General features: G+C 52.8%; 21 protein-coding genes and 2 pseudogenes. 11 read left to right on the top strand and 12 right to left on the bottom strand.

Annotation, left to right across the window (positions count from 1 at the left end):
- Positions 1-9: 9 nt before the first annotated feature.
- Both MUB23_RS08455 and spoVAD read right to left on the bottom strand, forming a co-directional pair.
- Positions 10-366, bottom strand: coding sequence for a SpoVA/SpoVAEb family sporulation membrane protein (locus tag MUB23_RS08455; RefSeq protein ID WP_244799973.1), 357 nt, complete (start codon positions 364-366; stop codon positions 10-12).
- Positions 367-369: 3 nt separating this feature from the next.
- Positions 370-1,374: a stage V sporulation protein AD gene (gene spoVAD, locus MUB23_RS08450; protein WP_244801171.1), complete on the bottom strand. Its 1,005-nt coding sequence runs from the start codon at positions 1,372-1,374 to the stop codon at positions 370-372.
- Between the two features lie 290 nt (positions 1,375-1,664).
- Between spoVAD and MUB23_RS08445 the strand changes: the two genes are divergently transcribed.
- Both MUB23_RS08445 and MUB23_RS08440 read left to right on the top strand, forming a co-directional pair.
- Complete coding sequence (locus MUB23_RS08445) at positions 1,665-2,579, top strand: nucleotidyltransferase family protein (RefSeq protein ID WP_244799972.1); 915 nt, start codon at positions 1,665-1,667, stop codon at positions 2,577-2,579.
- 29 nt (positions 2,580-2,608) lie between these two features.
- Positions 2,609-4,243, top strand: a complete 1,635-nt coding sequence (locus MUB23_RS08440) for an ABC-F family ATP-binding cassette domain-containing protein (protein ID WP_244799971.1) — start codon at positions 2,609-2,611, stop codon at positions 4,241-4,243.
- A gap of 127 nt (positions 4,244-4,370) precedes the next feature.
- Here MUB23_RS08440 and rpoD read toward each other — a convergent pair whose 3' ends face one another.
- The 3 genes from rpoD to mutY all read right to left on the bottom strand — a co-directional run bounded on the left by rpoD (position 4,371) and on the right by mutY (position 7,619).
- Positions 4,371-5,492 (bottom strand): RNA polymerase sigma factor RpoD, encoded by a 1,122-nt coding sequence (gene rpoD / locus MUB23_RS08435; protein ID WP_244799969.1) that lies wholly within the window; start codon positions 5,490-5,492, stop codon positions 4,371-4,373.
- 167 nt (positions 5,493-5,659) lie between these two features.
- On the bottom strand, positions 5,660-6,556 hold the full coding sequence (locus tag MUB23_RS08430) for a diacylglycerol/lipid kinase family protein (protein ID WP_244799967.1): 897 nt from the start codon (positions 6,554-6,556) through the stop codon (positions 5,660-5,662).
- A gap of 10 nt (positions 6,557-6,566) precedes the next feature.
- On the bottom strand, positions 6,567-7,619 hold the full coding sequence (gene mutY, locus MUB23_RS08425) for an A/G-specific adenine glycosylase (protein WP_244799965.1): 1,053 nt from the start codon (positions 7,617-7,619) through the stop codon (positions 6,567-6,569).
- Between the two features lie 169 nt (positions 7,620-7,788).
- Here mutY and MUB23_RS08420 point away from each other — a divergent pair, with 169 nt between their 5' ends.
- The 4 genes and pseudogenes from MUB23_RS08420 to MUB23_RS20005 form a co-directional block, all read left to right on the top strand.
- Complete coding sequence (locus tag MUB23_RS08420) at positions 7,789-7,980, top strand: hypothetical protein (RefSeq protein ID WP_244799964.1); 192 nt, start codon at positions 7,789-7,791, stop codon at positions 7,978-7,980.
- Positions 7,981-8,051: 71 nt separating this feature from the next.
- Positions 8,052-8,414 carry a spore coat associated protein CotJA gene (locus tag MUB23_RS08415; RefSeq protein WP_244799962.1) on the top strand — a complete coding sequence of 121 codons (363 nt, stop codon included), beginning with the start codon at positions 8,052-8,054 and terminating at the stop codon, positions 8,412-8,414.
- On the top strand, positions 8,405-8,656 hold the full coding sequence (locus tag MUB23_RS08410; RefSeq protein WP_244799960.1) for a spore coat protein CotJB: 252 nt from the start codon (positions 8,405-8,407) through the stop codon (positions 8,654-8,656). Before MUB23_RS08415 ends, MUB23_RS08410 begins: the two co-directional genes overlap by 10 nt.
- Positions 8,656-8,790: pseudogene (locus MUB23_RS20005) on the top strand (manganese catalase family protein); the annotation flags it as partial. The gene MUB23_RS08410 and the pseudogene MUB23_RS20005, both read left to right, overlap by 1 nt.
- Here MUB23_RS20005 and MUB23_RS08400 read toward each other — a convergent pair.
- Positions 8,784-9,938, bottom strand: a complete 1,155-nt coding sequence (locus MUB23_RS08400) for a recombinase family protein (RefSeq protein ID WP_244799958.1) — start codon at positions 9,936-9,938, stop codon at positions 8,784-8,786. The pseudogene MUB23_RS20005 and the gene MUB23_RS08400 sit on opposite strands and share 7 nt — an antisense overlap.
- Before the next feature lie 116 nt (positions 9,939-10,054).
- On the opposite strand from MUB23_RS08400, the gene MUB23_RS08395 reads away from it, so the two are divergent.
- Positions 10,055-10,207 (top strand): hypothetical protein, encoded by a 153-nt coding sequence (locus tag MUB23_RS08395; protein ID WP_244799956.1) that lies wholly within the window; start codon positions 10,055-10,057, stop codon positions 10,205-10,207.
- Positions 10,208-10,594: 387 nt separating this feature from the next.
- Positions 10,595-11,125: pseudogene (locus tag MUB23_RS08390) on the top strand (manganese catalase family protein); the annotation flags it as partial.
- 181 nt (positions 11,126-11,306) lie between these two features.
- Here MUB23_RS08390 and MUB23_RS08385 read toward each other — a convergent pair.
- The 6 genes from MUB23_RS08385 to MUB23_RS08360 all read right to left on the bottom strand — a co-directional run bounded on the left by MUB23_RS08385 (position 11,307) and on the right by MUB23_RS08360 (position 16,850).
- Positions 11,307-11,519 (bottom strand): cold-shock protein, encoded by a 213-nt coding sequence (locus MUB23_RS08385; RefSeq protein ID WP_244799955.1) that lies wholly within the window; start codon positions 11,517-11,519, stop codon positions 11,307-11,309.
- A gap of 255 nt (positions 11,520-11,774) precedes the next feature.
- Positions 11,775-12,410, bottom strand: coding sequence for an ABC transporter ATP-binding protein (locus MUB23_RS08380; RefSeq protein WP_244799953.1), 636 nt, complete (start codon positions 12,408-12,410; stop codon positions 11,775-11,777).
- Positions 12,407-13,360, bottom strand: coding sequence for an ATP-binding cassette domain-containing protein (locus MUB23_RS08375; RefSeq protein WP_244799951.1), 954 nt, complete (start codon positions 13,358-13,360; stop codon positions 12,407-12,409). The genes MUB23_RS08380 and MUB23_RS08375 overlap by 4 nt, the downstream gene beginning before the upstream one ends.
- A gap of 8 nt (positions 13,361-13,368) precedes the next feature.
- Positions 13,369-14,202 (bottom strand): ABC transporter permease, encoded by an 834-nt coding sequence (locus MUB23_RS08370; protein WP_244799950.1) that lies wholly within the window; start codon positions 14,200-14,202, stop codon positions 13,369-13,371.
- Positions 14,199-15,149: an ABC transporter permease gene (locus MUB23_RS08365; protein ID WP_244801170.1), complete on the bottom strand. Its 951-nt coding sequence runs from the start codon at positions 15,147-15,149 to the stop codon at positions 14,199-14,201. Before MUB23_RS08365 ends, MUB23_RS08370 begins: the two co-directional genes overlap by 4 nt.
- A 45-nt stretch (positions 15,150-15,194) precedes the next feature.
- A complete protein-coding gene (locus MUB23_RS08360; protein WP_330641834.1) occupies positions 15,195-16,850 on the bottom strand; it encodes an ABC transporter substrate-binding protein in 1,656 nt (551 codons plus the stop codon).
- A 247-nt stretch (positions 16,851-17,097) separates the two neighbouring features.
- On the opposite strand from MUB23_RS08360, the gene MUB23_RS08355 reads away from it, so the two are divergent.
- From MUB23_RS08355 to MUB23_RS08345, 3 genes are all read left to right on the top strand, one after another.
- The gene (locus MUB23_RS08355) at positions 17,098-17,577 is read left to right on the top strand and encodes a GNAT family N-acetyltransferase (RefSeq protein WP_244799948.1); all 480 of its coding nucleotides are present in this window, start codon (positions 17,098-17,100) and stop codon (positions 17,575-17,577) included.
- Positions 17,578-17,612: 35 nt separating this feature from the next.
- Positions 17,613-18,161 (top strand): nucleoside-triphosphatase, encoded by a 549-nt coding sequence (locus tag MUB23_RS08350; protein WP_244799946.1) that lies wholly within the window; start codon positions 17,613-17,615, stop codon positions 18,159-18,161.
- A gap of 222 nt (positions 18,162-18,383) precedes the next feature.
- Complete coding sequence (locus tag MUB23_RS08345) at positions 18,384-19,931, top strand: ATP-binding cassette domain-containing protein (protein ID WP_244799944.1); 1,548 nt, start codon at positions 18,384-18,386, stop codon at positions 19,929-19,931.
- The last annotated feature ends 65 nt before the right edge of the window (positions 19,932-19,996 follow it).

Genomic DNA, 19,996 nt, shown 5'->3' with positions numbered 1-19,996 from the left:
TATACCCGATTATTTCTTCATTTTCGGCTTGAAAATCAAAGCGCCGAGGAATCCAAAGACCAAGGCGGCGCAGATTCCGGCCGCACTTGCGGTTAAGCCGCCGGTAAAAAGGCCCAGCAGCCCCTTCTCTCCAATCCCTTCCTTCACGCCTTTCCACAGCGTATTTCCAAATCCCAAAAGCGGTACGCCCGCGCCGGATCCGGCCCATTCCAGGAATGGCTGGTACACTCCCACGGCTCCGAGAATAGCGCCGGTAACCACTAGCAGCACCATGATACGCCCCGGCATCAGTTTCGTCTTATCCATTAAAATCTGTACGAGACCACAGATGAGTCCGCCAATCAAAAATGCTTTTAAATAATCCATTTTTTACACCCTTTCCAAAATCACTCCGTGGGCGATGCCCGGTATCGTCTGCCCCTCGTTAAAGCTGGTCTGAGACAGCAGCGCGCCTGTGGGGATGAAGAGCACTCTTCTCCAATGCCCGGAGGAAATTTCCCGGATAATTTTGCCGCAGAGCGTCAGCGCGGAACAGCCGCAGCCGCTTCCGCCGGCGTGGGTATCCTGGCTGTCCGGATCAAAAATTTCAATTCCGCAGTCCATGTGATAGCCTTCCATATTGACCCCCTCTTCCTTTAAGAGGTCCAGCATGGCTCGCTGTCCGATGGTCCCCAGATCCCCGGTGATTACTTTATCATAGTATTCCGGCGTCACGTCAAAATCAATCAGGTTCTGCATCACCAGGTCCGCGGCGGCAGGCGCCATGGCCGCGCCCATGTTCATGGAGTCTTTTACGCCAAGGTCTACGATTTTACCGGTGGTGATACCGGCGATCCGGACTTTTCCTCCGTCCTTTCCCAGCACCACAGCTCCACAGCCGGTGACCGTCCAGGTAGCTGAATAGGGACGCTGATTCCCATAGGCCAAGGGAAAGCGAAACTGCTTCTCCGCGGAAGCAAAATGACTGGACGCGAGGGCCAGGGTCTTATCCGCATATCCGCCGTCCACCGCCATGGCCGCCAAGCTTAACGCCTCGCCCATGGTGGAGCAGGCCCCGTAAAGGCCAAACATTGGAATTTCCAGATTCTTCAATCCAAAAGAAGTGGCGATCAACTGCCCTAAAAGATCCCCGGCGAAGAGATACCGGATATCCGCGCTGACACAGCCTGCATGCCGCATGGCAATCTCCGCCGCTTTGGACTGCAGATGGCTTTCCGCCGCCTCCCAGTTCTCTTGTCCGCACATCGGATCGGTTTCAATCTCATCAAACAATTCGCCCAGCGGTCCCTGTCCTTCCTTCTCCCCGGCCACCGAACCGGTTCCCAGGATATGAGGAGGGTTTTGAAACCGAATGCTAGCTTTTCCCTGCATCATGTCGTTCGCTTCCTTTCTTTCCACTTCCTACCTTCTTGCCGCATGCGGATCCATCTGCCTTACATGATATGCGCACTCCGGTTTGTTTTCCGACCCGCGCAAATCGGTAGTAAGCCTTTTGAAAACGCTTCCTGAGCTCTAGTATGACCGAATTTTTTGGAAAAATGCGCAAGGAGAAATTTTTATGGGCAGAAACCAAAGAATGGCAGGATTTCATTTTGACATTTCTTGCAGAAAATGCTAAACTCTGTAAGGATACTGTACGCAGTTTAATTGAGGAGGATACATTTATGGAAAAGCCGTGTCTGGTCGTTATGGCCGCCGGAATGGGAAGCCGTTATGGCGGCCTGAAGCAGATTGACCCGGTGGACCCGCAGGGACACATCATCATGGATTTCTCGGTGTTCGACGCCAGGGAAGCCGGATTTGAAAAAGTTGTTTTTATTATCAAAGAAGCGTTTCAGGAAGATTTCCGCCGGATCATCGGAGACCGGGTGGCTCAGACCATGGAAGTGGAGTATGTCTTTCAGAAACTGGAAGATCTGCCGGAAGGCTTTTCGGTTCCGGAGGGCCGTGTCAAACCCTGGGGAACTGCCCACGCGCTCTTAAGCTGCCGCCATGTGGTGAAAGGCCCTTTTGTGGCGATCAACGCCGACGATTACTATGGGAAACAGGCGTTCCTTGACCTGTACCGCTATCTGACCGAGTATGAGGATGATATCCAATATCATTTTGCAATGGGCGGCTATCACCTGAAAAATACCCTGACAGAGAATGGGCATGTGGCCCGCGGCGTCTGCTCCATCAACGCTGATGGGTATCTGACGGATATCGCAGAGCGCACCCATATCGCCTGGAGAAACGGGGTTCCCGCTTTCACCGAAGACGATGGCGCCACCTGGACTGAGCTCTCCCCGGATGCCACGGTGTCCATGAACATGTGGGGCTTTTCCCGGAATTTCCTGCGGGAGACCGAGGAGCGTTTTTCCGAATTTCTGGAAAATAGTTTGAAGGAAAACCCGTTAAAGGGTGAATACTATATTCCAACGGTGGTTCACGAGCTGCTGGAGGAAAAAAAAGCCACCGTACAAGTGCTGAAAACCGCCGACAAGTGGTACGGCGTCACCTATAAAGAGGATAAACCGCTGGTGGAGGCGGCCATCGCCCAAATGAAAGCCGCCGGCCTTTATCCGGAAAACTTTTGAGATCTGTCGTATAGAAAGGATATGATATCATGATACAAGCCAGCAATGTGACTCTTCGGTTCGGAAAATCCGCACTGTTTGAAGACGTCAACGTGAAATTTGTTCCAGGCCACTGCTACGGCCTGATCGGCGCCAACGGCGCGGGCAAATCCACATTTCTCCGGATCCTGACCGGCGAACTGGAGCCCACCAAAGGGGAAGTAATCATCACCCCCGGCGAACGCCTCTCCTTCTTAAAGCAGGACCATTTCCAATTTGACGATCAGACGGTCCTGGATGTGGTCATGCTGGGAAATCCCCGCTTGGTCGAGATTATGAGGGAAAAGGACGCCCTCTACGCAAAGGAAGATTTCTCCGATGAAGACGGAATCCGCGCCAGCGAACTGGAGGCGGAGTTTGCCGGAATGAACGGCTGGGAGGCCGAATCCGACGCCGCCACCTTATTAAACGGTCTTGGCATCGACTCGGATCTCCACTACAAACTGATGAAGGAATTAAACGGCAGTGAAAAGGTGAAAGTTCTCCTGGCCCAGGCCCTGTTCGGCAATCCGGACATCCTGCTCTTAGATGAGCCGACCAACCATCTGGATTTGGCCGCCATCGCCTGGCTGGAGGAATTCCTGATCAACTTTGAAAACACGGTGATCGTGGTCTCCCATGACCGCTATTTCCTGAATAAAGTCTGCACCCAGATCGCGGACATCGACTACGGCAAGATTCAGCTCTATGCCGGCAACTATGATTTCTGGTACGAATCCAGCCAGCTGATGGTCCGCCAGATGAAAGAGGCCAACAAGAAGAAGGAAGAAAAGATCAAAGAGCTGCAGGAATTCATTCAGCGGTTCTCCGCCAATGCTTCCAAATCCAAACAGGCCACTTCAAGGAAAAAGGCTCTGGAAAAAATCGAGCTGGATGAGATCAAACCCTCCAGCCGGAAATACCCTTACATTGACTTCCGCCCGGAGCGCGCCATCGGCAACGAGGTATTGGAGGTCAGCCACCTGAGCAAAACCATTGAAGGTGTGAAGGTACTGGACGACGTTTCCTTTATTCTCGGCCGTGAGGACAAGGTAGCTCTGGTCGGCTCCGATGAATTGGCGAAGACCACGCTGTTCCAGATTTTGATGGGAGAACTGGAGCCCGACGAGGGAAGCTACAAGTGGGGCGTCACGACCACTCAGGCCTATTTCCCGAAGGACAGCTCCGAGGAGTTCAAGCAAGAGCTGACCATCACCGAATGGCTGACCGGCTATTCTCCGATCAAGGATGTTACCTATGTCCGCGGTTTCCTGGGCCGGATGCTGTTCGCCGGTGAGGACGGCGTCAAGAAGATCAACGTGCTTTCCGGAGGCGAGAGGGTCCGCTGCATGTTCTCCAAGATGATGATCTCCGGCGCCAATGTGCTGCTCTTCGACGAGCCCACCAACCATCTGGACATGGAGTCCATCACCGCCCTGAACAACGGCATGATCAAGTTTCCCGGCGTTATGCTCTTCTCGTCCAGAGACCACCAGATTGTCCAGACCACGGCCAACCGGATCATGGAACTGGTCGGCGGCAAGCTGATCGACAAGATCACCACCTATGACGAATACCTGGCCAGTGACGAGATGGCGATGAAGCGTCAAGTGTACACGGCCCAGATGGAAGAGGGAGACAACTAATTCTAAGAGAAGCAAAAAGGACACCCGCCGCCAGGCAGATGTCCTTTTTGCTTCTTCGATAGAAAAATTCTTCAAAATTGCCTGTCGAAGAAAAAAGCTCCATAAGGAATGCACATTTATTCTTATTCTACAGGAAATCCCGAATCCTCTTGCTGCGTACTGGATTTCTCAGCTTCCGCAGCGCTTTCGCCTCGATCTGGCGAATCCGCTCTCTGGTCACGTTGAATTCCTTTCCGACCTCCTCCAGAGTCCGGGGATGTCCGTCCTCCAGACCGAACCGCAGGATCACCACCTGCTTTTCCCGATCTTTCAGATCATCCAAAAGCACATCGATATGCTCTCTCAGCATAACCGACTCCACATTCCCCTCCGGGGTCACGGCGTTGCTGTCCGCGACAAAGTCGCCGAGGTTGGAATCATCCTCCTCGCCGATGGGAGTCTCCAGGGAGGCGGGTTCACGGGCGATCTGCATGATCTCCATGACCTTTTCCTCGGACATATCCAAAGCAGCGGCAAGCTCCGCCACCGAAGGCTCATAACCCAGCTCCAGCGTCAGCTTCCTCTGCATCTTCGACATTTTATTGATGGTCTCCACCATATGTACCGGAACGCGGATCGTCCTGGCCTGATCAGCCAAAGCTCTGGTCACAGACTGACGGATCCACCAGGTCGCATAGGTACTCAATTTATATCCTTTTGTATAGTCAAACTTTTCAACGCCCTTGATCAGCCCCAGGTTTCCTTCCTGTACCAAATCCAGAAAACTCATGCCGCGGCCAGTGTAGCGCTTCGCAATGCTGACTACAAGACGCAGGTTCGCCTCAATCAAGCGCTCCTTGGCCTCCACATCGCCTTCCGCTTTCCGCTTCGCAAGCTCCAGCTCTTCCTCGGCCGTCAAAAGGGGCACGGTACCGATCTCCTTTAAATACATCCGGACCGGATCTTCTGTGCCGATGCCGTCCAGAAGATCAATCGCATCCAGGTCGATTTCCTCTTCTTCCTCTTCCCCTATGATAAAATCATCCTCTTCTTCCAGGATGGTTTCCATCGGGGTCGGCTCATCCGTCATCACGCGCAGCACGTCGATGTTCTGGTTTTCCAGATAATTGTAGATGTTTTCCAGCTGTTCTTCTGACAATGTCACGCCGGTGAAGAAATCATTGATATCGTTGATATCCAACGTGTTGTTCTTGGATTTCCCCAGCTCTACTAATTTTTTCAGTTTCTCAATGAAATTGTCTTTTTCCACTGTGCGCATCCTTTCCACAAGCACCAAACAGCTCGGCCGCAAGCGCTTCTCTTGTCATTCGATCGAAGCTCCTACTCCGGGCTATATACTCTGAACTTAGATTATACAAGAGAACGTGAAAAAAGTAAATACAAAAAACGTGGGTTTTCCCTAAATTTTTTCTAAAGTCAGGTATTTTTGACAATTGTCAGGGGCAAATGCAGATTTTCGATGGTGGCCTCCTGCCAGGAACCGGCAAATTCCCCATCTTTTACCCAGCGAATGTCTTCCGGTCCCGAAAAATGAACCTTCTTCGCCTTGAATTGGAGAAGTGAGGGGGATTTTCCCCCTTTCGTGATCAAAGCTGCCATCAGCTCCGGCCACTCCAATACATTCTGCGGCTGTTTGACCAGAGTGACTTCGAATTTCCCGTCGTCCAGTTGGATATCCTTGCCCCAGAGCCCCTTCATGCCAGCCACACTGAAAGAATTGCTGACGCTCCCGAACAGAAAATCGCCTTCGATCGTTTGATCCTCCCAGGTCACTGTCATGTGGTGAGGCTTTAGAGTCATCAGACTCTTCGCTCCCTCCAAAATGTACGCCTGATGTCCCAGCACTTTTTTCATTTCCTGGGGAGTTTCATAGGAAACCTCGGTAAAAGCGCCAAATCCATAGACGTATGTAAAATAGGAATCGTTCGCGTATCCAATATCAATGGGGAACGGCTCTCCCTTTACCGCAACCATGGCAGCTTTCACCATATCGGTGGGCAGCTTTAGACTATGGGCAAAATCATTGGTGGTTCCCGCCGGAATGTAGCCGAGCACCGGACGTTTTTCCGGAGGAAGCTCCATCAAACCGCTGATCACCTCATTCAGCGTGCCGTCCCCGCCGCTGCAGACCACCCGCTGAAACTGGGGAGCTCTTTTTTTCACCACCTCGGTGGCCTCCGCGGCGGCCTGGGTCACGTAGACCTCAACCGTATAACCGGCGCGGATAAAACAGCTTAAAATATCCGACACTTTCCCCCGTATTTTTGACTTTCCCGCATGGGGATTGTAAACAAACAAAAGCTTCTTTCTCATCCGTTCCCCCTCATGAATTCCAGTATTCTGCATAAGCCTTGAGAGCCGTGGGGAGAGGATAAACCTCCCGTACCTCTTCCCGCGGTACGTAAATCCAGTCTCCGGCCAGTTCTTTCTCCAAGCGAACCCGGTATCCCACCATATGCCATTCCACATGAGAAAATATATGTTTTGCCTTTTTCAGCGGCTCCACGGATAAAGCGGAGGCCTGCTGCGATTGCAGCCAGTGATCCACTTCTTCGGCCGACAGATGCCCCTCCATCGCCGGGAGCTCGTACAGACCGGCTAAAAGCCCGGTATCCGGCCGTTTCCGAATCGCAACGCGCCGTCCAATCTCGATCAGAAAAACAGTCCTCTCCTCAATTCTCCGCGGCTTCTTCGCCGCTTTCACCGGATACTCCTCCGTATTTCCCTGTTCAAAAGCCAGGCAATATTCCCGCAGAGGGCAGAGCATGCAAAGCGGCGCGCCGTTCGGCAGACATACGGTCTCCCCCAGCTCCATGATCCCTTCGTTAAAGTCCCCTGGCTTTTCCTCCGGCAGAGTCTCCAGAAGCAGTTGTTCGGCGGCCCGCTTGACCGGCTGCTTTGTGATATCCTCTCCGTTGGCGCAGAGACGGGCGAGGACGCGGAGTACATTTCCATCCACAGCCGGAACCCTCTCCCCCCAGGCAATGGATGCGATCGCGCCGGCTGTATAATTCCCGATTCCCGGAAGTTCCAAAAGTTCCCGGTAGGACCGGGGCAGCTCGCCGCCGTATTGTTCCATACACAGGCGGGCTGCTTTTTGCAGATTCCTTGCGCGGCTGTAGTAGCCAAGCCCTTCCCAGAGCTTCAACACCGTTTCTTCCGAAGCCTCCGCCAAGGCTCGAACATCCGGCAGGGCAGTTAAAAAGCGGTCGAAATATGGCTTCACCGCTTCAATCCGGGTTTGCTGAAGCATAATCTCCGAAATCCAGATCCGGTAAGGGGAGGGGTTCTCCCGCCAGGGCAGCGCTCTGGCATTCTCCCGGTACCATCCGGTCAGAAGCGGGGTGATTCTTTCCACACGCGTTTTTTTATCCATTTTCAACCAAACCTTCTTCCTGGTTGTCATATCAGTTCACAAAATTTACACACTTTAGGCATTATAGCACAGGATTCCCATTGCTGTCCACGTTTATTTCCCCTGCATCGGATCAAGCTAATAGAGGAAGCACACGTCGCTTTTAATTGAATACAAAGGAGCTGATCCCATGAAAAACAAATTAGATTCTGACAAAAAATACCACATCAGCCAGGAAACCCTGCAGGCTGCCAGCAACACAGACTGTACCGGCCTGATTCCCTCCGCCCCCATCAACATGGCGGAATACGAATCCTACCGGGAGATTTATTCTTTCGTACCGCCTTACGATGAGAAAGAAGACACGATCCGCCAGCCGTAGACCGGAACCTCCTGCCAGTCCCTGCCATAAGCTATTCTAAAACAAGTAGGAAACTGAAAGGAGAATGAATTTTGAGCTATTCCCCTGACTATTCCATGCGCCGGCGCAATCAAGACTGCGGCTGCCGGCGCAATCAGGCACAGGGCCCGGCGATGAATAACTGCAACCGGAACCGTCAGCCCCAGGAAACCTGCGGATGCAGACGAGAGCCGCAGATGGCTGTGCCCGATTGTGAAAGGACCATGCCAGCTACTCCGGAGATGCCGTTTCTTCCGGAATGTATCGACAGCTTCCCGGTCGGCATGACCTATGTGCCTTGGCAGAGATGGCAAAATATCTATAACACCGAAGAGGCGCTGATGATCGGCACAATCTTCCAGGATCTTGATTATCCCTGGTTGGTGGGAGGAGGTTGCGGCACAAAATGCAGATGAATCCATTATTGCAAAAAGTCTATGAATACGGTTTTGCCGTAGATGACGTCATCCTGTTCTTGGATACCCATCCGGATAATGCCGAAGCGCTTGCCTACTACCAGCAAATGCGGGCCGCCTACAATCTAGTTTATCAAGAATACGTAATGTCCGTAAGACCCTTGCAGATCACCGATGTCAACACGGCGGACGGCTGGACTTGGCTGGATGATCCGTGGCCCTGGGAAGGAGGGATGTGCTAATGTGGAGATATGAGAAACGTTTGCAGTACCCTGTAAAAATCTCCCAGCCCAACCCTAAGATAGCCTCGTATATCATGTCGCAGTATGGAGGAGCGGGTGGCAGAATAAGAGAGTTTGCTGCCTTCTCCTACCTCCGGTAACGGATTTCAATGCTCCGGTCTTCTGCAAAATAAAGGATCTCCCCGATCCATGACCGCAAAACAGCATTGCTTTCATCCATCGCTTTTTTATTCCATTGGGGAAATTGATCTCCCCAATCCAGTTTTACCTGATTCCATACAGCGTATTCGATTTCTTCCATACGAACAAAATGAGATTTTTTACATTTTTTTCTCCCATACCCTGGACATTGCAGAGCCTCGCCTCCGGCTGCCCTGGTCAAAATCCGTCCGCAGCTGCCGCAGCGCACCAGACCGCGCAGGAGATAGGGTTCTGTTTTTTTTAATTCCTGGTTCCCCTCCCGGAAAAGCTGCTCCTGTACCTCCCAGAACAGGTCCTCCTCCACCGCCGCCTCATGGGCGCCCGGCACCACAGCGAATTCTTTGCCCCGGCGGTACCGGTCCTCTTCCCTCCGGCCTTCTAGGCTCCGCCGTTGCCATCCGATATAGTAGGGATTGCCCAGCACATACCGCACGCTTCGGCTTTCCCACGGTTTTCCGCGGGCCGTCAAAATTTCTTTTTGATTCAGCGCTTCCGCAATCTCCCGGCAGCTCATGCCGCGCCGGTTAGCCTGAAACATGCCGCGGACCACTCTCACTTCCCGCGCCTCGGCAACAACCCCATCCGGGCCGATCCGGTAACCATAGGGAGGCGGCGAGACCACGCCTCCCCGCGAAAATTTCTCATTCATCCCCCGGCGCACTTCCTGCGCCAGATTGATCGAATAATATTCGTCCATCGCCTCCAGGAGCGCTTCCATCAGCATAGCCGAAGGGTCATGGCCCAAAGGTTCTGTGATGGACACCACTTCAATCCCGCAATCCTTCCGGAGCATGGATTTATAAAGAATACTGTCCTGACGGTTTCTCGCAAAACGTGAAAACTTCCAGACCAATATAAGATCGAAGGGGCGGGGTTTTTGTTTTGCCATCCCTACCATCCGCATGAAGGCAGGCCGTTTTTCCGCCTTTCTGCCGCTGATCCCTTCATCGATAAAAATATATTCTTCCGGTAGAAGAATTCCTCTTCCTTTCACGTATTCCTCAATCTTTTTTCTCTGGCTTGCCGGTGAATACTCAATCTGCTCTTCCGTGGATACCCGGATATAGGCTGCCGCTGTCAAACCTGCACCGCCTTTTTCTTTTATCCTATTGCAAATTTCACTTCTCTATGAGTGAAGGATTTCTAATCGGACCTTTTTCCGCATAGAACAAAATGAGCCCCCAAAAGGATGATTTCATGAAAAAAACACTTTCCGCCCGCCCTTCCCAGATTTCCTGCGTCTACGGCCCGCCCCAAAAATTGAATAGTTATCCGGAAGATAAAAAAAAGCTTCTGGCAAAGCGGGCAGCGCTTCGCCAAAAACATATTCCCGCCGTGCAAAAAAAGTAAGACGCCCTGCGACCGACTTTCGCAAGGCGTCATCCTTTGGGAGGATATGGAAAGAGTAGCCTCTTTCATATCAGCGTCTCTGCAGCCCGGCTTTCCGAGGAGCCAAGCCTCCTTTTTGGAACAGGAATAGGAATGAGCAAAAACGCTTTGTGTATTAGTGTAAAGAATATCCGCTCCTCTGTCAAGTACGTCATTTTTTAAATTTCTAAGATTCAACCTTTTCTGCACATTTCTGACACGATTGTATACATTTTGCCGGGCAAGGAATGGATTTCCGAGTTTTTCCCATCCTGCTTTTTCCTATGACATCCATCCATTACAATAAACACTTTTTTAAAAGTTATATTTGTATCATGCTTTTTCCATTTTTCTCTCAATCTGCCACTTGGAGGGCCAGATGGAGAAATCGGGGCTTCCATGCGCTATCTCTCCCAGCGCTATGCGATGCCGTTTAAGATGGCAAAAGGTACGCTGACAGATATCGGAACCGAAGAACTGGCCCACATGGAAATCGTAGCCGCCATCATCCATCAGCTGACCCGGAACCTGACGATGGAGGAGATTAAAGCCTCCGGCTTCGGCCCTTATTATATTGATCACACCACCGGGATCTGGCCGCAGGCCGCAGGCGGAGTCCCCTTCAATGCCTGTGAATTCCAGAGTAAGGGCGACGCGATTGCCGACCTGGTGGAAGACATGGCTGCCGAACAAAAAGCTCGCGTTACTTATGACAATATTCTCCGTACGATCAGCGACCCGGAAATCTGCGACCCGATCCGTTTCTTAAGAGAACGTGAAATCGTCCATTTCCAGCGGTTCGGCGAAACGCTCCGCAATGCGGTAGATAACATTGAGACCAAAAACTTTTACGCATACAATCCGGACTTCGACACCCCGCCGAAGGAAGATTGCAAATAACCGTTTTCTTTCTCCTTGTCCCAGACTGCCCATCAGCCTGGGACGGCAATCCCTTCGGACAGACAAAGTACTTCCTGCCCGAAGGGATTTTTGTTCTGCCAGAAAGCTGACAACTTTATAGTCATAAAATAAAAAAATGCCGTTCCCAGCCACCTTGGGCTGAGAACGGCATTTTTTGTTTTTAGATTGCTGCTACATTTACAGCTCTAAATTTGTTTTTGTTCTTCGGGTCCTGCTCAACATCAAAGGAAACCTGCTGTCCTTCGTTCAGGGATTTGAATCCGTCTCCCATGATTGCGGAGAAATGAACGAACAGATCGTTTCCGTTATTCTCGTCGGTGATAAAACCGTAGCCTTTTTCCGAATTAAACCATTTTACTGTACCTTTATTCATCTGGGTACCTCCATCTTTTTTTTGTACCCATAATAAAACAAAAGGCACCGAGTGCATTATCAATAAGATCTTGATAGTACGGTCGGCGCAGAATCAATGTCTATATTTGGAATACATTAGTTAGTATACAATACGATGCCCGAAAAGTCAAGCATGATTTTCAATAAATTTTAAAAATATTTTCATTGATATGATGGGACGAATCTTTCAGCCAACCAAGATACGCTTCGCTGGTTCAGAAGCAATCCCGCCGTCTTACATATCGGCCGGGATTGCTTCTTGTTCTTTGTTCTCCAGGGAAATCCGCCTGGTGCTTACCCGCTCCAGCAGCCCTTCACTGTGGCTGACGCAGAGCAGTCCGATCCCACGCTCCTTTGTCTCATGGATTAAAAACTCCCAGATCTGGCTTTGGGTAATCAAATCCAGCATAGTGCTGATCTCATCGGCCAACAGAAATTTCGTCCGTCTTCCCAGCGCCCTTGCGATACAAAATCGCTGCAACTCCCCTCCGGAAAGTTCCGCCGGAAACCGCTTCCGCCATCCGTCCTCGATGCCGAGACCGCGGATCACCCGCTCCTCCACCTGATCTCCGTCCCGAAGGACCTCTTCCATCCGAAGTCTTGGATTGACCGCATACTCCGGATGCTGCCAGATCATCTGGACCGGACAGTAACCTCGATACTCGGAGAGGGGTTTTCCATCCAGCAGAATCACTCCGCTCTCCGGTTTTTCATATCCCGCTAGAATCTTACACAGCGTTGTTTTGCCAAAACCGCTGGGTGCAGACAGTCCCACCCGTTCTCCGCTGTCAATCTCCAGGGAAAAGTCCTTCCAAATCTCTCTCTCCTTCTCAGAGTAACGAAAGGAAATTTTTCTGGCTTCTAATTTCACGTTTCCTCTCCTCCCTCTCCCTGTTCTACGCACCGCAGGCAGCGGACCCAGCCTTCTCCCGCCGGAACAAACGGGATTTCAGCACCGCAGGCGCAGGTATACTCCGGACATCTGGGCCCATAGATACAGCCTTCCGGCCGGTCCGCCCCGTAGGGCTGGCTACCTGGCGCCGAAGCAAACCCGTGGGCCGGCATGGCTCGCCAGAGCGCCTTGGAATAAGGGTGGCGGAGCGTCTCTTCCTGCATAAAAGCGGAGGCAGGTTCCTCTTCCAGGGTTTCCCCTGCATAAAAAACTACAATCCGGTCTGCCGTCTCCACCGCCAATTCCAGGTCATGGGTGATCAAAAGTACGCCGGCTCCGCCGTCCGCCATCTCGCGGAATGCCTGCATGGTCTGTTTCGCCGCGTCCAAGTGCATGCCAGGCGTCGGCTCATCGGCAATCACGAGGTTTGGCTGTCCCATCCGTGCCGTTGATACCAGCACTCTTCTCGCCATTCCTCCGGAAAGTTCAAAAGGGTACTTATCTTCCGTGTTCTCCGGCAGATTTGCCTGGCGGAATAAGGCTTTCACCCTGTTCTTACTTTCCGCATCCTTGCGGGATGAGCGAACCTGCCTTCCTACCTTCATCAAAGGGTCCAGATAGGCGACGCTCTGGGGCACCAAAACGATCTCCCGGCCCCGCAGTTTCTTTAATCTCCGCCTGGTCAGCGGCTCTCCCCGGTATAAAATCTCCCCTTCGCAGCGGCTGTTGTACGGGAGAATTCCCAAGATTCCGTGGGCCAGAAGGCTTTTCCCCGACCCGCTGGAACCCACCACAGCCACCAGCTCCCCGGCCCGAACCCGGACATTTAAATCCCGAATTACGGTCAATTCTTTCTGGCGCAGGCCGCGCTCATATTGGGTAAAAGAAATCGAAAAATTCCGGATTTCCAATAAGATTTTTTCTTCCATACGGCCTCCTAGCGGTGAACGCTGCCCGGATCCGTCAGCTTCCGCAGACACTCTCCCAGCAAGTCAAAAAGCATTACGGTCAGCACCAGCATCAATCCGGGAAACAGGGCCAGCCACCATTTTCCGGTGACCAGATATTTCATGCTCTCCGATAAAATCACGCCGATGGCAGGCTGCTCCGTGGAAAGTCCGAATCCCAGGAAAGTGATACTGGCCTCATGGAGAATCGCATGGGGAAACAGAAGCACCAGACCCACCAGAAACTGAGGAATCAGGTGCGGCAGCATATGTTTTTTGGCAATTCTCCATTTGCTGTGCCCCAACTTTTCCGCGGTCCGGATATAAGTGCTCTCCTTGAGCTGCAGCACCTCCGCCCGTATCACCCGCGCAAGGGACGTCCAGTGGGTCAGAGAAACGCCCAAAATCACGCCGGTTAAGCCTTTTCCGGCGGCAAAGGAGATCAAAATCAGCAGCAAAATGTGAGGAATCCCCATAATCAGGTCAATCAGCCAGGTAATGACGGCATCCACCTTTTTTCCAAGCGTGGCCGCAGCAACGCCCAGCAGCCCGGCAATCACGGCGCTGACCGCCGCTGCGCAGACGCCAATGATAATACTGATGGAAAGACCGGTCACGGTCCTGGCCAGCATATCCCGCCCCAGCCAGTCGGTCCCAAACAGGTAGGAAAGGCTGGGCGTCAGGTTTTTCCGGGAGAAATCGGTAACGAGCGCCGACTCCCGTCCCACCAGCCCCCAGACAGCCACGCCCGCAAGATAGAAGACGGCTACCGCCAATAAAATCAGGGTCTTGGTCCTCTGGTTCCAGCATAACCGTTTCTTCATCCGCGCTCACCTCCCCGCCGGATTCTCGGATCCACTACGCCGTAGAGGACATTGGCCAGGAAATTTCCTGCAAAGACGATCAGCGCCGTGATCATTGTAATTCCCAAAAGAAGGGGCACATCGCTGCCAGTTCCCGCGGTCACAGCCGCCTGGCCGAGTCCCGGATAGGAGAAGACCTGTTCCACCAGCACGGAACCGCCGATGATCTCACTGATCGAAGCAAACTGCAAGGTCATGGCCGGCAGCAGAATATTTCTCAGACAATGATGGCGGATGATCTGCCAGGTGCTCTCCCCGCGGGCCTGGGCAAACAGCACGTATTCGCTCTCCATGACATCAATTACTTTTTGCCTGGTGTGCAGCGCGATATTGGCCACGCCTGTGATGCTCAAAGTCACGGCAGGCAGAATCGCATGGCGGACCCGGTCCAAAAACGTCACGCTCTCCGCCTCCATTCCGATCGGTACGCTGAGCCCCACCGGCAGCACCTTGAGCCAAACCGCAAAGATCATCAAAAGAAGCAGCGCCAGCCAAAAAGCGGGTGTGCTGGCGATGGTCAGGGAATACACTTTGACTGCCTTATCCGGCCATCTGCCCCGGTTCACCCCTGCTAAAATCCCAAGGGCAAGCCCCAGCACGCCGGAAATCACCCAGGCGAATAACAGCAAAAAGAGGGAGTTCACCAATTTGACCGCAATCACGTCGGAAACGTTCTGACGGTACAAAAGAGAAACTCCCATATCTCCCCGCACAAAATCCTTGGCCCAGTTAAGATACCGTTCCACCGGGGGGGTATCCACCCCCCAGTAGGATTTCAGCTTATCCTTCTGCTCCTCGCTCATCGAGCCCAGCGCCGCCTGACCCACATTGGCCTGCAGCGGGTCAATCGGGGACAGACTGACCAGCCCAAAGGCGGCCACGCTGACAGCCGCCAGGAGCAAAAGCATCCGGATTAGTTTTTTTAACACGAAATTCAGATTCTTCAAAGTCGTCTATTTCCAATCCCATTCATCGACATTGTTTACAATCGACCATCCATGGCCGTGAGGGTGGATTTTCTGATCCGCCACCGTCAGCCCGTCCCGGACGAAGTACAGGTGATCCACGTTGCAGAGCCAGATCCAGGGGATATCGCCGTCCTGAGTGACGCCTGTGGCCCCATCCCACTGCGCCTTCTGCCACAGCCCATAGGATCCTTCCAGATCTGTCTCCAGAGCCTGATCCATGTAGCGGTCCACGGTCTCATTGGCATAAGGTGAATACTCTGCCAGGCCGGTCTCCGCCTTAGAGTGGTAAATATTGTAGAGCTCCATCGGCGTATGAGCGCCCCAGCCCCAGACAAGCGGCTCGCTCTGCGCCCTGTCATAGGCCACGTCCCAGCCCACGCCTTCGGTCTTCACCGAGATTCCCAGCGCCTTCAGCTGATTGGCCGTGTCCTCAGCAAGGGCCTGGCGGACCGAATCTCCGCTGCTGAACATCAGCGTCATCTCCGCCCGGACTCCGTCTTTTTCCCGGATTCCGTCGGATCCTGCGGTCCATCCCGCCTCCTCCAGCAATTTTACGGCTGCCTCCGGGTCATAACTCACCTCGGAATCCGGATTGTACCAGGGCATCTTATCGCAGATGCTGTAGGCAGGCGTCCCGTGGCCGTTCAACACGTTCTGGATCATTTCCTCCCGGTTGATCCCGATGTTGATGGCTTTCCGCACCGCAGGGTCCGATGTGAAATCATTCCCCACAAGAAGACCGTCCTTCTCCTCCGCCTTTGTGGCAGGCAGGTTAAATCCACGGTTATCTACGCTGGCCACGCTGAAAAGCGAGTATCCATCCAGGGAAAGATCCGAATAAGACGCCGCTGTGTGGGCCACATCCACCTGTCCAGCCTGGGCGGCCGCAAGAGCGGCTTCCTCTTCCATAAACAGGACCGTCACTTTTTTCATCTTCGGCTGCTCCCCGTAGTAATCCGGGTTTGCCTCAAAGATCACCTGCTGGCCCTTATCCCACTGCTTCATGATATAGCGGCCGGATCCGATCGGGTGCTGGCCGTAGCTTTCGTCATAGGCATGCTCCGGCACGATTCCCACAATCGCCATGGTATAGGGCCAGATGGAGTAAGGTTTTTCCATATGAAATTCCACGGTGGTATCGTCGACAGCCACTGCTTCCTTCAACATCGTAAAATCGTTGACCGTACTCTTCTCTTTTACGTTATTATAGGTAAACGCCACATCGGAGGCCGTCAATTTCTCACCGTCCGTGAACATAACGCCATCCCGGATTTTCACCGTCCAGGTCAGGCCGTCCTCGCTCATCTGATAGTCCGTGGCCAGATCTTTTTCTATTTTTAGATCCTTGGTCGTGACGGTCAATGTGCTCTGAATCAAAGGTTCGTGAACATGTTCCCCTGCCCCCCAGCCATAGGCCGGATCAAAGCCGGACTCCGGCTCCGAGGTGGTAGGCATGGTCACAATGACCGAGTCCTTTCCCTCCGCGGTTCCCGCCGCCTCTGTCTGAACGGCTGTGGTCCCTGCCCCCGCGGTTCCCGCCGCAGAGGTGGCCTGAGTCTCCGTGGAAGGATTCCCGCAGCTTGCCAGCATTATGACGGCCGCAGCCACCGCTCCGAAGGTATGCAGCATTTTTTTCTTCATTTTCCCAGTTCCTTTCTCTAAAACTTTAATCCTTCATCCCCTTTATTGAGTTTATTGTAACAGGCAGGGTACCCCTCCACAAGCCCCCCTGGGGGATGTTTTTTTCACTTTTTCTGGAATCTTGTCCCTGTTTATGATATGCTAGTTTAAAATGTGCGTTTTGCGCAAACTTGCGCCGGAACGCGGCTGCGCTGGCAGCCCTATTCCTAGCGTAAAAGCCCGAATAAGCCGGAAAGGAGATCATACCATGGAAAACACGCCACAATTTCGTCTGGGAATGCCGGAAGATACGCCGCTGATCCTGCACTTTATCCAAGAGCTGGCCGCTTATGAAAAAATGGAAGTGGAAGTCGTCGCCACCGAAGAGCTTCTGCGGGAATGGATTTTTGAAAAGCAAAAAGCAGAGGTGCTGTTTGTTCTGGAAGAGGGCGCCGAGGTCGGCTTTGCTCTTTTCTTTCACAATTTTTCAACGTTTCTCGGCCGGGCTGGTCTTTATCTGGAAGACTTGTTCGTCTATCCGGAACACCGGGGCAAAGGTTATGGGAAAGCTTTGATCAGGGAGCTGGCTCGGATTGCCGTAAACCGAGGCTGCGGCCGGCTGGAATGGTGGTGTCTCGACTGGAATCAGCCCAGTATCAACTTCTACCGTTCTCTTGGGGCCGTGCCGATGGATGAATGGACCGTCTTTCGGGTTGCCGGTGAAACGCTGAAACAATTAGCCGAATGACAGGCGATTGCATGCAAAATCAAAAGGAGCCATCCATGAAACAGCACCTTTTCCTGACCGGTGAGATCCAGGTTGGTAAAACCACACTTATCCAAAAATTTCTTTGCACCTTGGGCCTGATCCCCGGCGGTTTCCAGACCTATTTCGGACCGGACCGCCTGGAACCAGAACACTATCTCTATCTGTGCCCAGCCTGGGAAATGCCTGTCTTTGACGTCGCCCACCGTCTGGCCTTTTTTCAGCCAGGCGTTCCTCCACAGGCGTTTGACCGGCAATTTGAAACCCGCGGCGTTTCCTACATCGAAGATGCCTCCCGGCCTTGGCCCCTCAAGATCTTTGACGAATGCGGATTTCTGGAGCAAAGCGCACCCGCTTTCCAAAAAGCAATTATCACCGCCCTGGATCAAAAGACGCCGGTCCTGGGCGTGCTGAAGCAGACGGGACGTCCTTCCTGGCTGGATCAGATCTCCTCCCACCCGGAAGTGGAACGGATTCTTGTCACACCGGATAACCGGGACCGGCTTCTCCCTGTGCTTTTACAGCGCGTCCGGGACGGCTGGCTTGACAGGCCGGTTTCCCTATGATATAATTCGCATCAGCAAAGAAAGAAAGGAGACAGCATGTTTCAGTAAGCTATGATTTCGCGAAAAACAGAATGGTATGACCGGTCTGCCCCGCAGATCTTTTTCTGTATTCCGAAACAGTGGCTTTGATACATGGTGTCTTGATGCGCAAGGATCAGGTCTCTTTTTGTGTCATTGGTTTCGGCAGGCAGCCCGGACGGCAGACGCAAAAGGAGGCTTTTTATGTTACAGATTAAAAACTTAACCATTACCCATAAAAAAGATCTTCGGCCCATCTTGACGGACTTTTCCTTTGTCCTGCGGCCCGGAGATAAGGCAGCCGTGATCGGGGAGGAGGGAAATGGAAAATCCACCTTGTTAAAGCTGATCGCAGGCGATCCCCAGGTGGAGCGATATATAGAATTCACCGGCGAAATCCTTCGGAATCAGGCCCGGATCGGCTATCTGGCCCAGGAATGGACCGAAGAAGAAAAGAAAATGCCTATCTATCCGTGGTTCTCCTCTCGGCCCGGCTTCGACGGCCGGACCCCCAAGGAATTGTCCGCGCTGGCCTCAAAACTCCGGCTCTCTTTAGACCAATTTTATTCCGATCAAGTAATCGGAACACTGTCCGGCGGGGAGCGGACCAAGCTCCAACTGGCCAGCCTGCTTCTGACGGATCCGGACGTTTTGCTGCTGGATGAACCCTCCAACGACATTGATATGAAGACGCTGGCCTGGCTGGAGCAATTCATCCTCGGATGCCGCTGCCCGGTTCTCTACATCTCCCATGATGAAGTCCTGCTGGAGCGGACGGCCAACGTGATCATCCATCTGGAGCAGATCCGGAAGAAAACCGTTCCGCGCCACACCATCGCACGGACTTGCTACGAGAAGTACATCGCAGAACGGGAGCACCTCTTGGCACGCCAGGAGCAGACTGCCAAAAAAGAGCACAGCGAATTTGCCAAGAAGCAGGAACGTCTGCAGCGGATCGAGCAGAAAGTCGAACACCAGCAAAATCAGATTTCCCGCCAGGATCCCTTTGGGGCCGCTATCTTAAAACGAAAAATGCACTCGGTAAAATCCATGGAGAAGCGTTTTGAAAAAGAGCAGGAAAATCTGACCGAGCGGCCCGATGCCGAGGAAGCCATTTTCTTTCGCTTCTCTGACCAGATCCGTGTACCAAACGGCAAACGGGTATTGGACCTGGAAGTGCCGGAGCTTCGTAACGGCGGACGGCTTCTCGCCAGAGAAATCCGCCTGCGGATTACCGGGCCGGAAAAGGTCGGTATTTTCGGAGAAAACGGCGTGGGGAAAACCACGCTGCTCCGGCAAATCGCAGCCACCTTCACCGGCCGAACCGATCTGAAAGCAGCGTATATGCCGCAGAATTATGAGGAAGTATTGAATCTCGACCAGACTCCGGTGGAAGCTTTATCCTTGACCGGAGAAAAGGAAGAAATCAGCCGGATCTGCACGTATCTGGGAAGCTTGAAGTATACGGAGGAAGAGCGGAGTCATCCGATCCGGGACCTGTCCGGAGGGCAGAAAGCCAAAATTTTGCTGCTCTCCCTCTCTCTTTCCGGCTGCGAAGTGCTGCTTTTAGACGAACCGACCCGCAATTTTTCTCCCCTGTCCAACCCGGTTATCCGCCGGATGCTGTCCGCCTTTCCCGGAGCGATAATCAGTGTGTCCCATGACCGGAAATACCTGAAAGAGGTCTGCACCAGGCTGTACTGCCTGACAAAAGACGGGCTGACGCCCATGGAACCGGAGGACCTGGAATAATTTTTCTTCCAAACGTCACAAATCCGGCCGGCTTCTATATAATATAGTACGTGGATGAAAAATCC

It is taken from the genome of Cuneatibacter sp. NSJ-177, from assembly GCF_022867805.1.
Lineage (GTDB): Bacteria > Bacillota > Clostridia > Lachnospirales > Lachnospiraceae > Pseudolachnospira.
The sequence above is the reverse complement of the archived record's forward strand: the minus strand, read 5'-3'. Positions and strand labels throughout refer to the sequence as shown.

What these genes read in the sequence shown, in the direction of transcription:
- MUB23_RS08455 (WP_244799973.1), bottom strand. Translation starts at nt 366, where the DNA reads ATGGATTATTTAAAAGCATTTTTGATTGGCGGACTCATCTGTGGTCTC.
- MUB23_RS08410 (WP_244799960.1), top strand. Translation starts at nt 8,405, where the DNA reads ATGCAGATGAATCCATTATTGCAAAAAGTCTATGAATACGGTTTTGCC.
- mutY (WP_244799965.1), bottom strand. Translation starts at nt 7,619, where the DNA reads ATGGATAAAAAAACGCGTGTGGAAAGAATCACCCCGCTTCTGACCGGA.
- MUB23_RS08385 (WP_244799955.1), bottom strand. Translation starts at nt 11,519, where the DNA reads ATGAATAAAGGTACAGTAAAATGGTTTAATTCGGAAAAAGGCTACGGT.
- MUB23_RS08365 (WP_244801170.1), bottom strand. Translation starts at nt 15,149, where the DNA reads ATGCTTTTGCTCCTGGCGGCTGTCAGCGTGGCCGCCTTTGGGCTGGTC.
- spoVAD (WP_244801171.1), bottom strand. Translation starts at nt 1,374, where the DNA reads ATGATGCAGGGAAAAGCTAGCATTCGGTTTCAAAACCCTCCTCATATC.
- MUB23_RS08350 (WP_244799946.1), top strand. Translation starts at nt 17,613, where the DNA reads ATGAAACAGCACCTTTTCCTGACCGGTGAGATCCAGGTTGGTAAAACC.
- MUB23_RS08370 (WP_244799950.1), bottom strand. Translation starts at nt 14,202, where the DNA reads ATGAAGAAACGGTTATGCTGGAACCAGAGGACCAAGACCCTGATTTTA.
- MUB23_RS08345 (WP_244799944.1), top strand. Translation starts at nt 18,384, where the DNA reads ATGTTACAGATTAAAAACTTAACCATTACCCATAAAAAAGATCTTCGG.
- MUB23_RS08395 (WP_244799956.1), top strand. Translation starts at nt 10,055, where the DNA reads ATGAAAAAAACACTTTCCGCCCGCCCTTCCCAGATTTCCTGCGTCTAC.
- MUB23_RS08445 (WP_244799972.1), top strand. Translation starts at nt 1,665, where the DNA reads ATGGAAAAGCCGTGTCTGGTCGTTATGGCCGCCGGAATGGGAAGCCGT.
- MUB23_RS08360 (WP_330641834.1), bottom strand. Translation starts at nt 16,850, where the DNA reads ATGAAGAAAAAAATGCTGCATACCTTCGGAGCGGTGGCTGCGGCCGTC.
- MUB23_RS08355 (WP_244799948.1), top strand. Translation starts at nt 17,098, where the DNA reads ATGGAAAACACGCCACAATTTCGTCTGGGAATGCCGGAAGATACGCCG.
- MUB23_RS08420 (WP_244799964.1), top strand. Translation starts at nt 7,789, where the DNA reads ATGAAAAACAAATTAGATTCTGACAAAAAATACCACATCAGCCAGGAA.
- MUB23_RS08430 (WP_244799967.1), bottom strand. Translation starts at nt 6,556, where the DNA reads ATGAGAAAGAAGCTTTTGTTTGTTTACAATCCCCATGCGGGAAAGTCA.
- MUB23_RS08440 (WP_244799971.1), top strand. Translation starts at nt 2,609, where the DNA reads ATGATACAAGCCAGCAATGTGACTCTTCGGTTCGGAAAATCCGCACTG.
- MUB23_RS08375 (WP_244799951.1), bottom strand. Translation starts at nt 13,360, where the DNA reads ATGGAAGAAAAAATCTTATTGGAAATCCGGAATTTTTCGATTTCTTTT.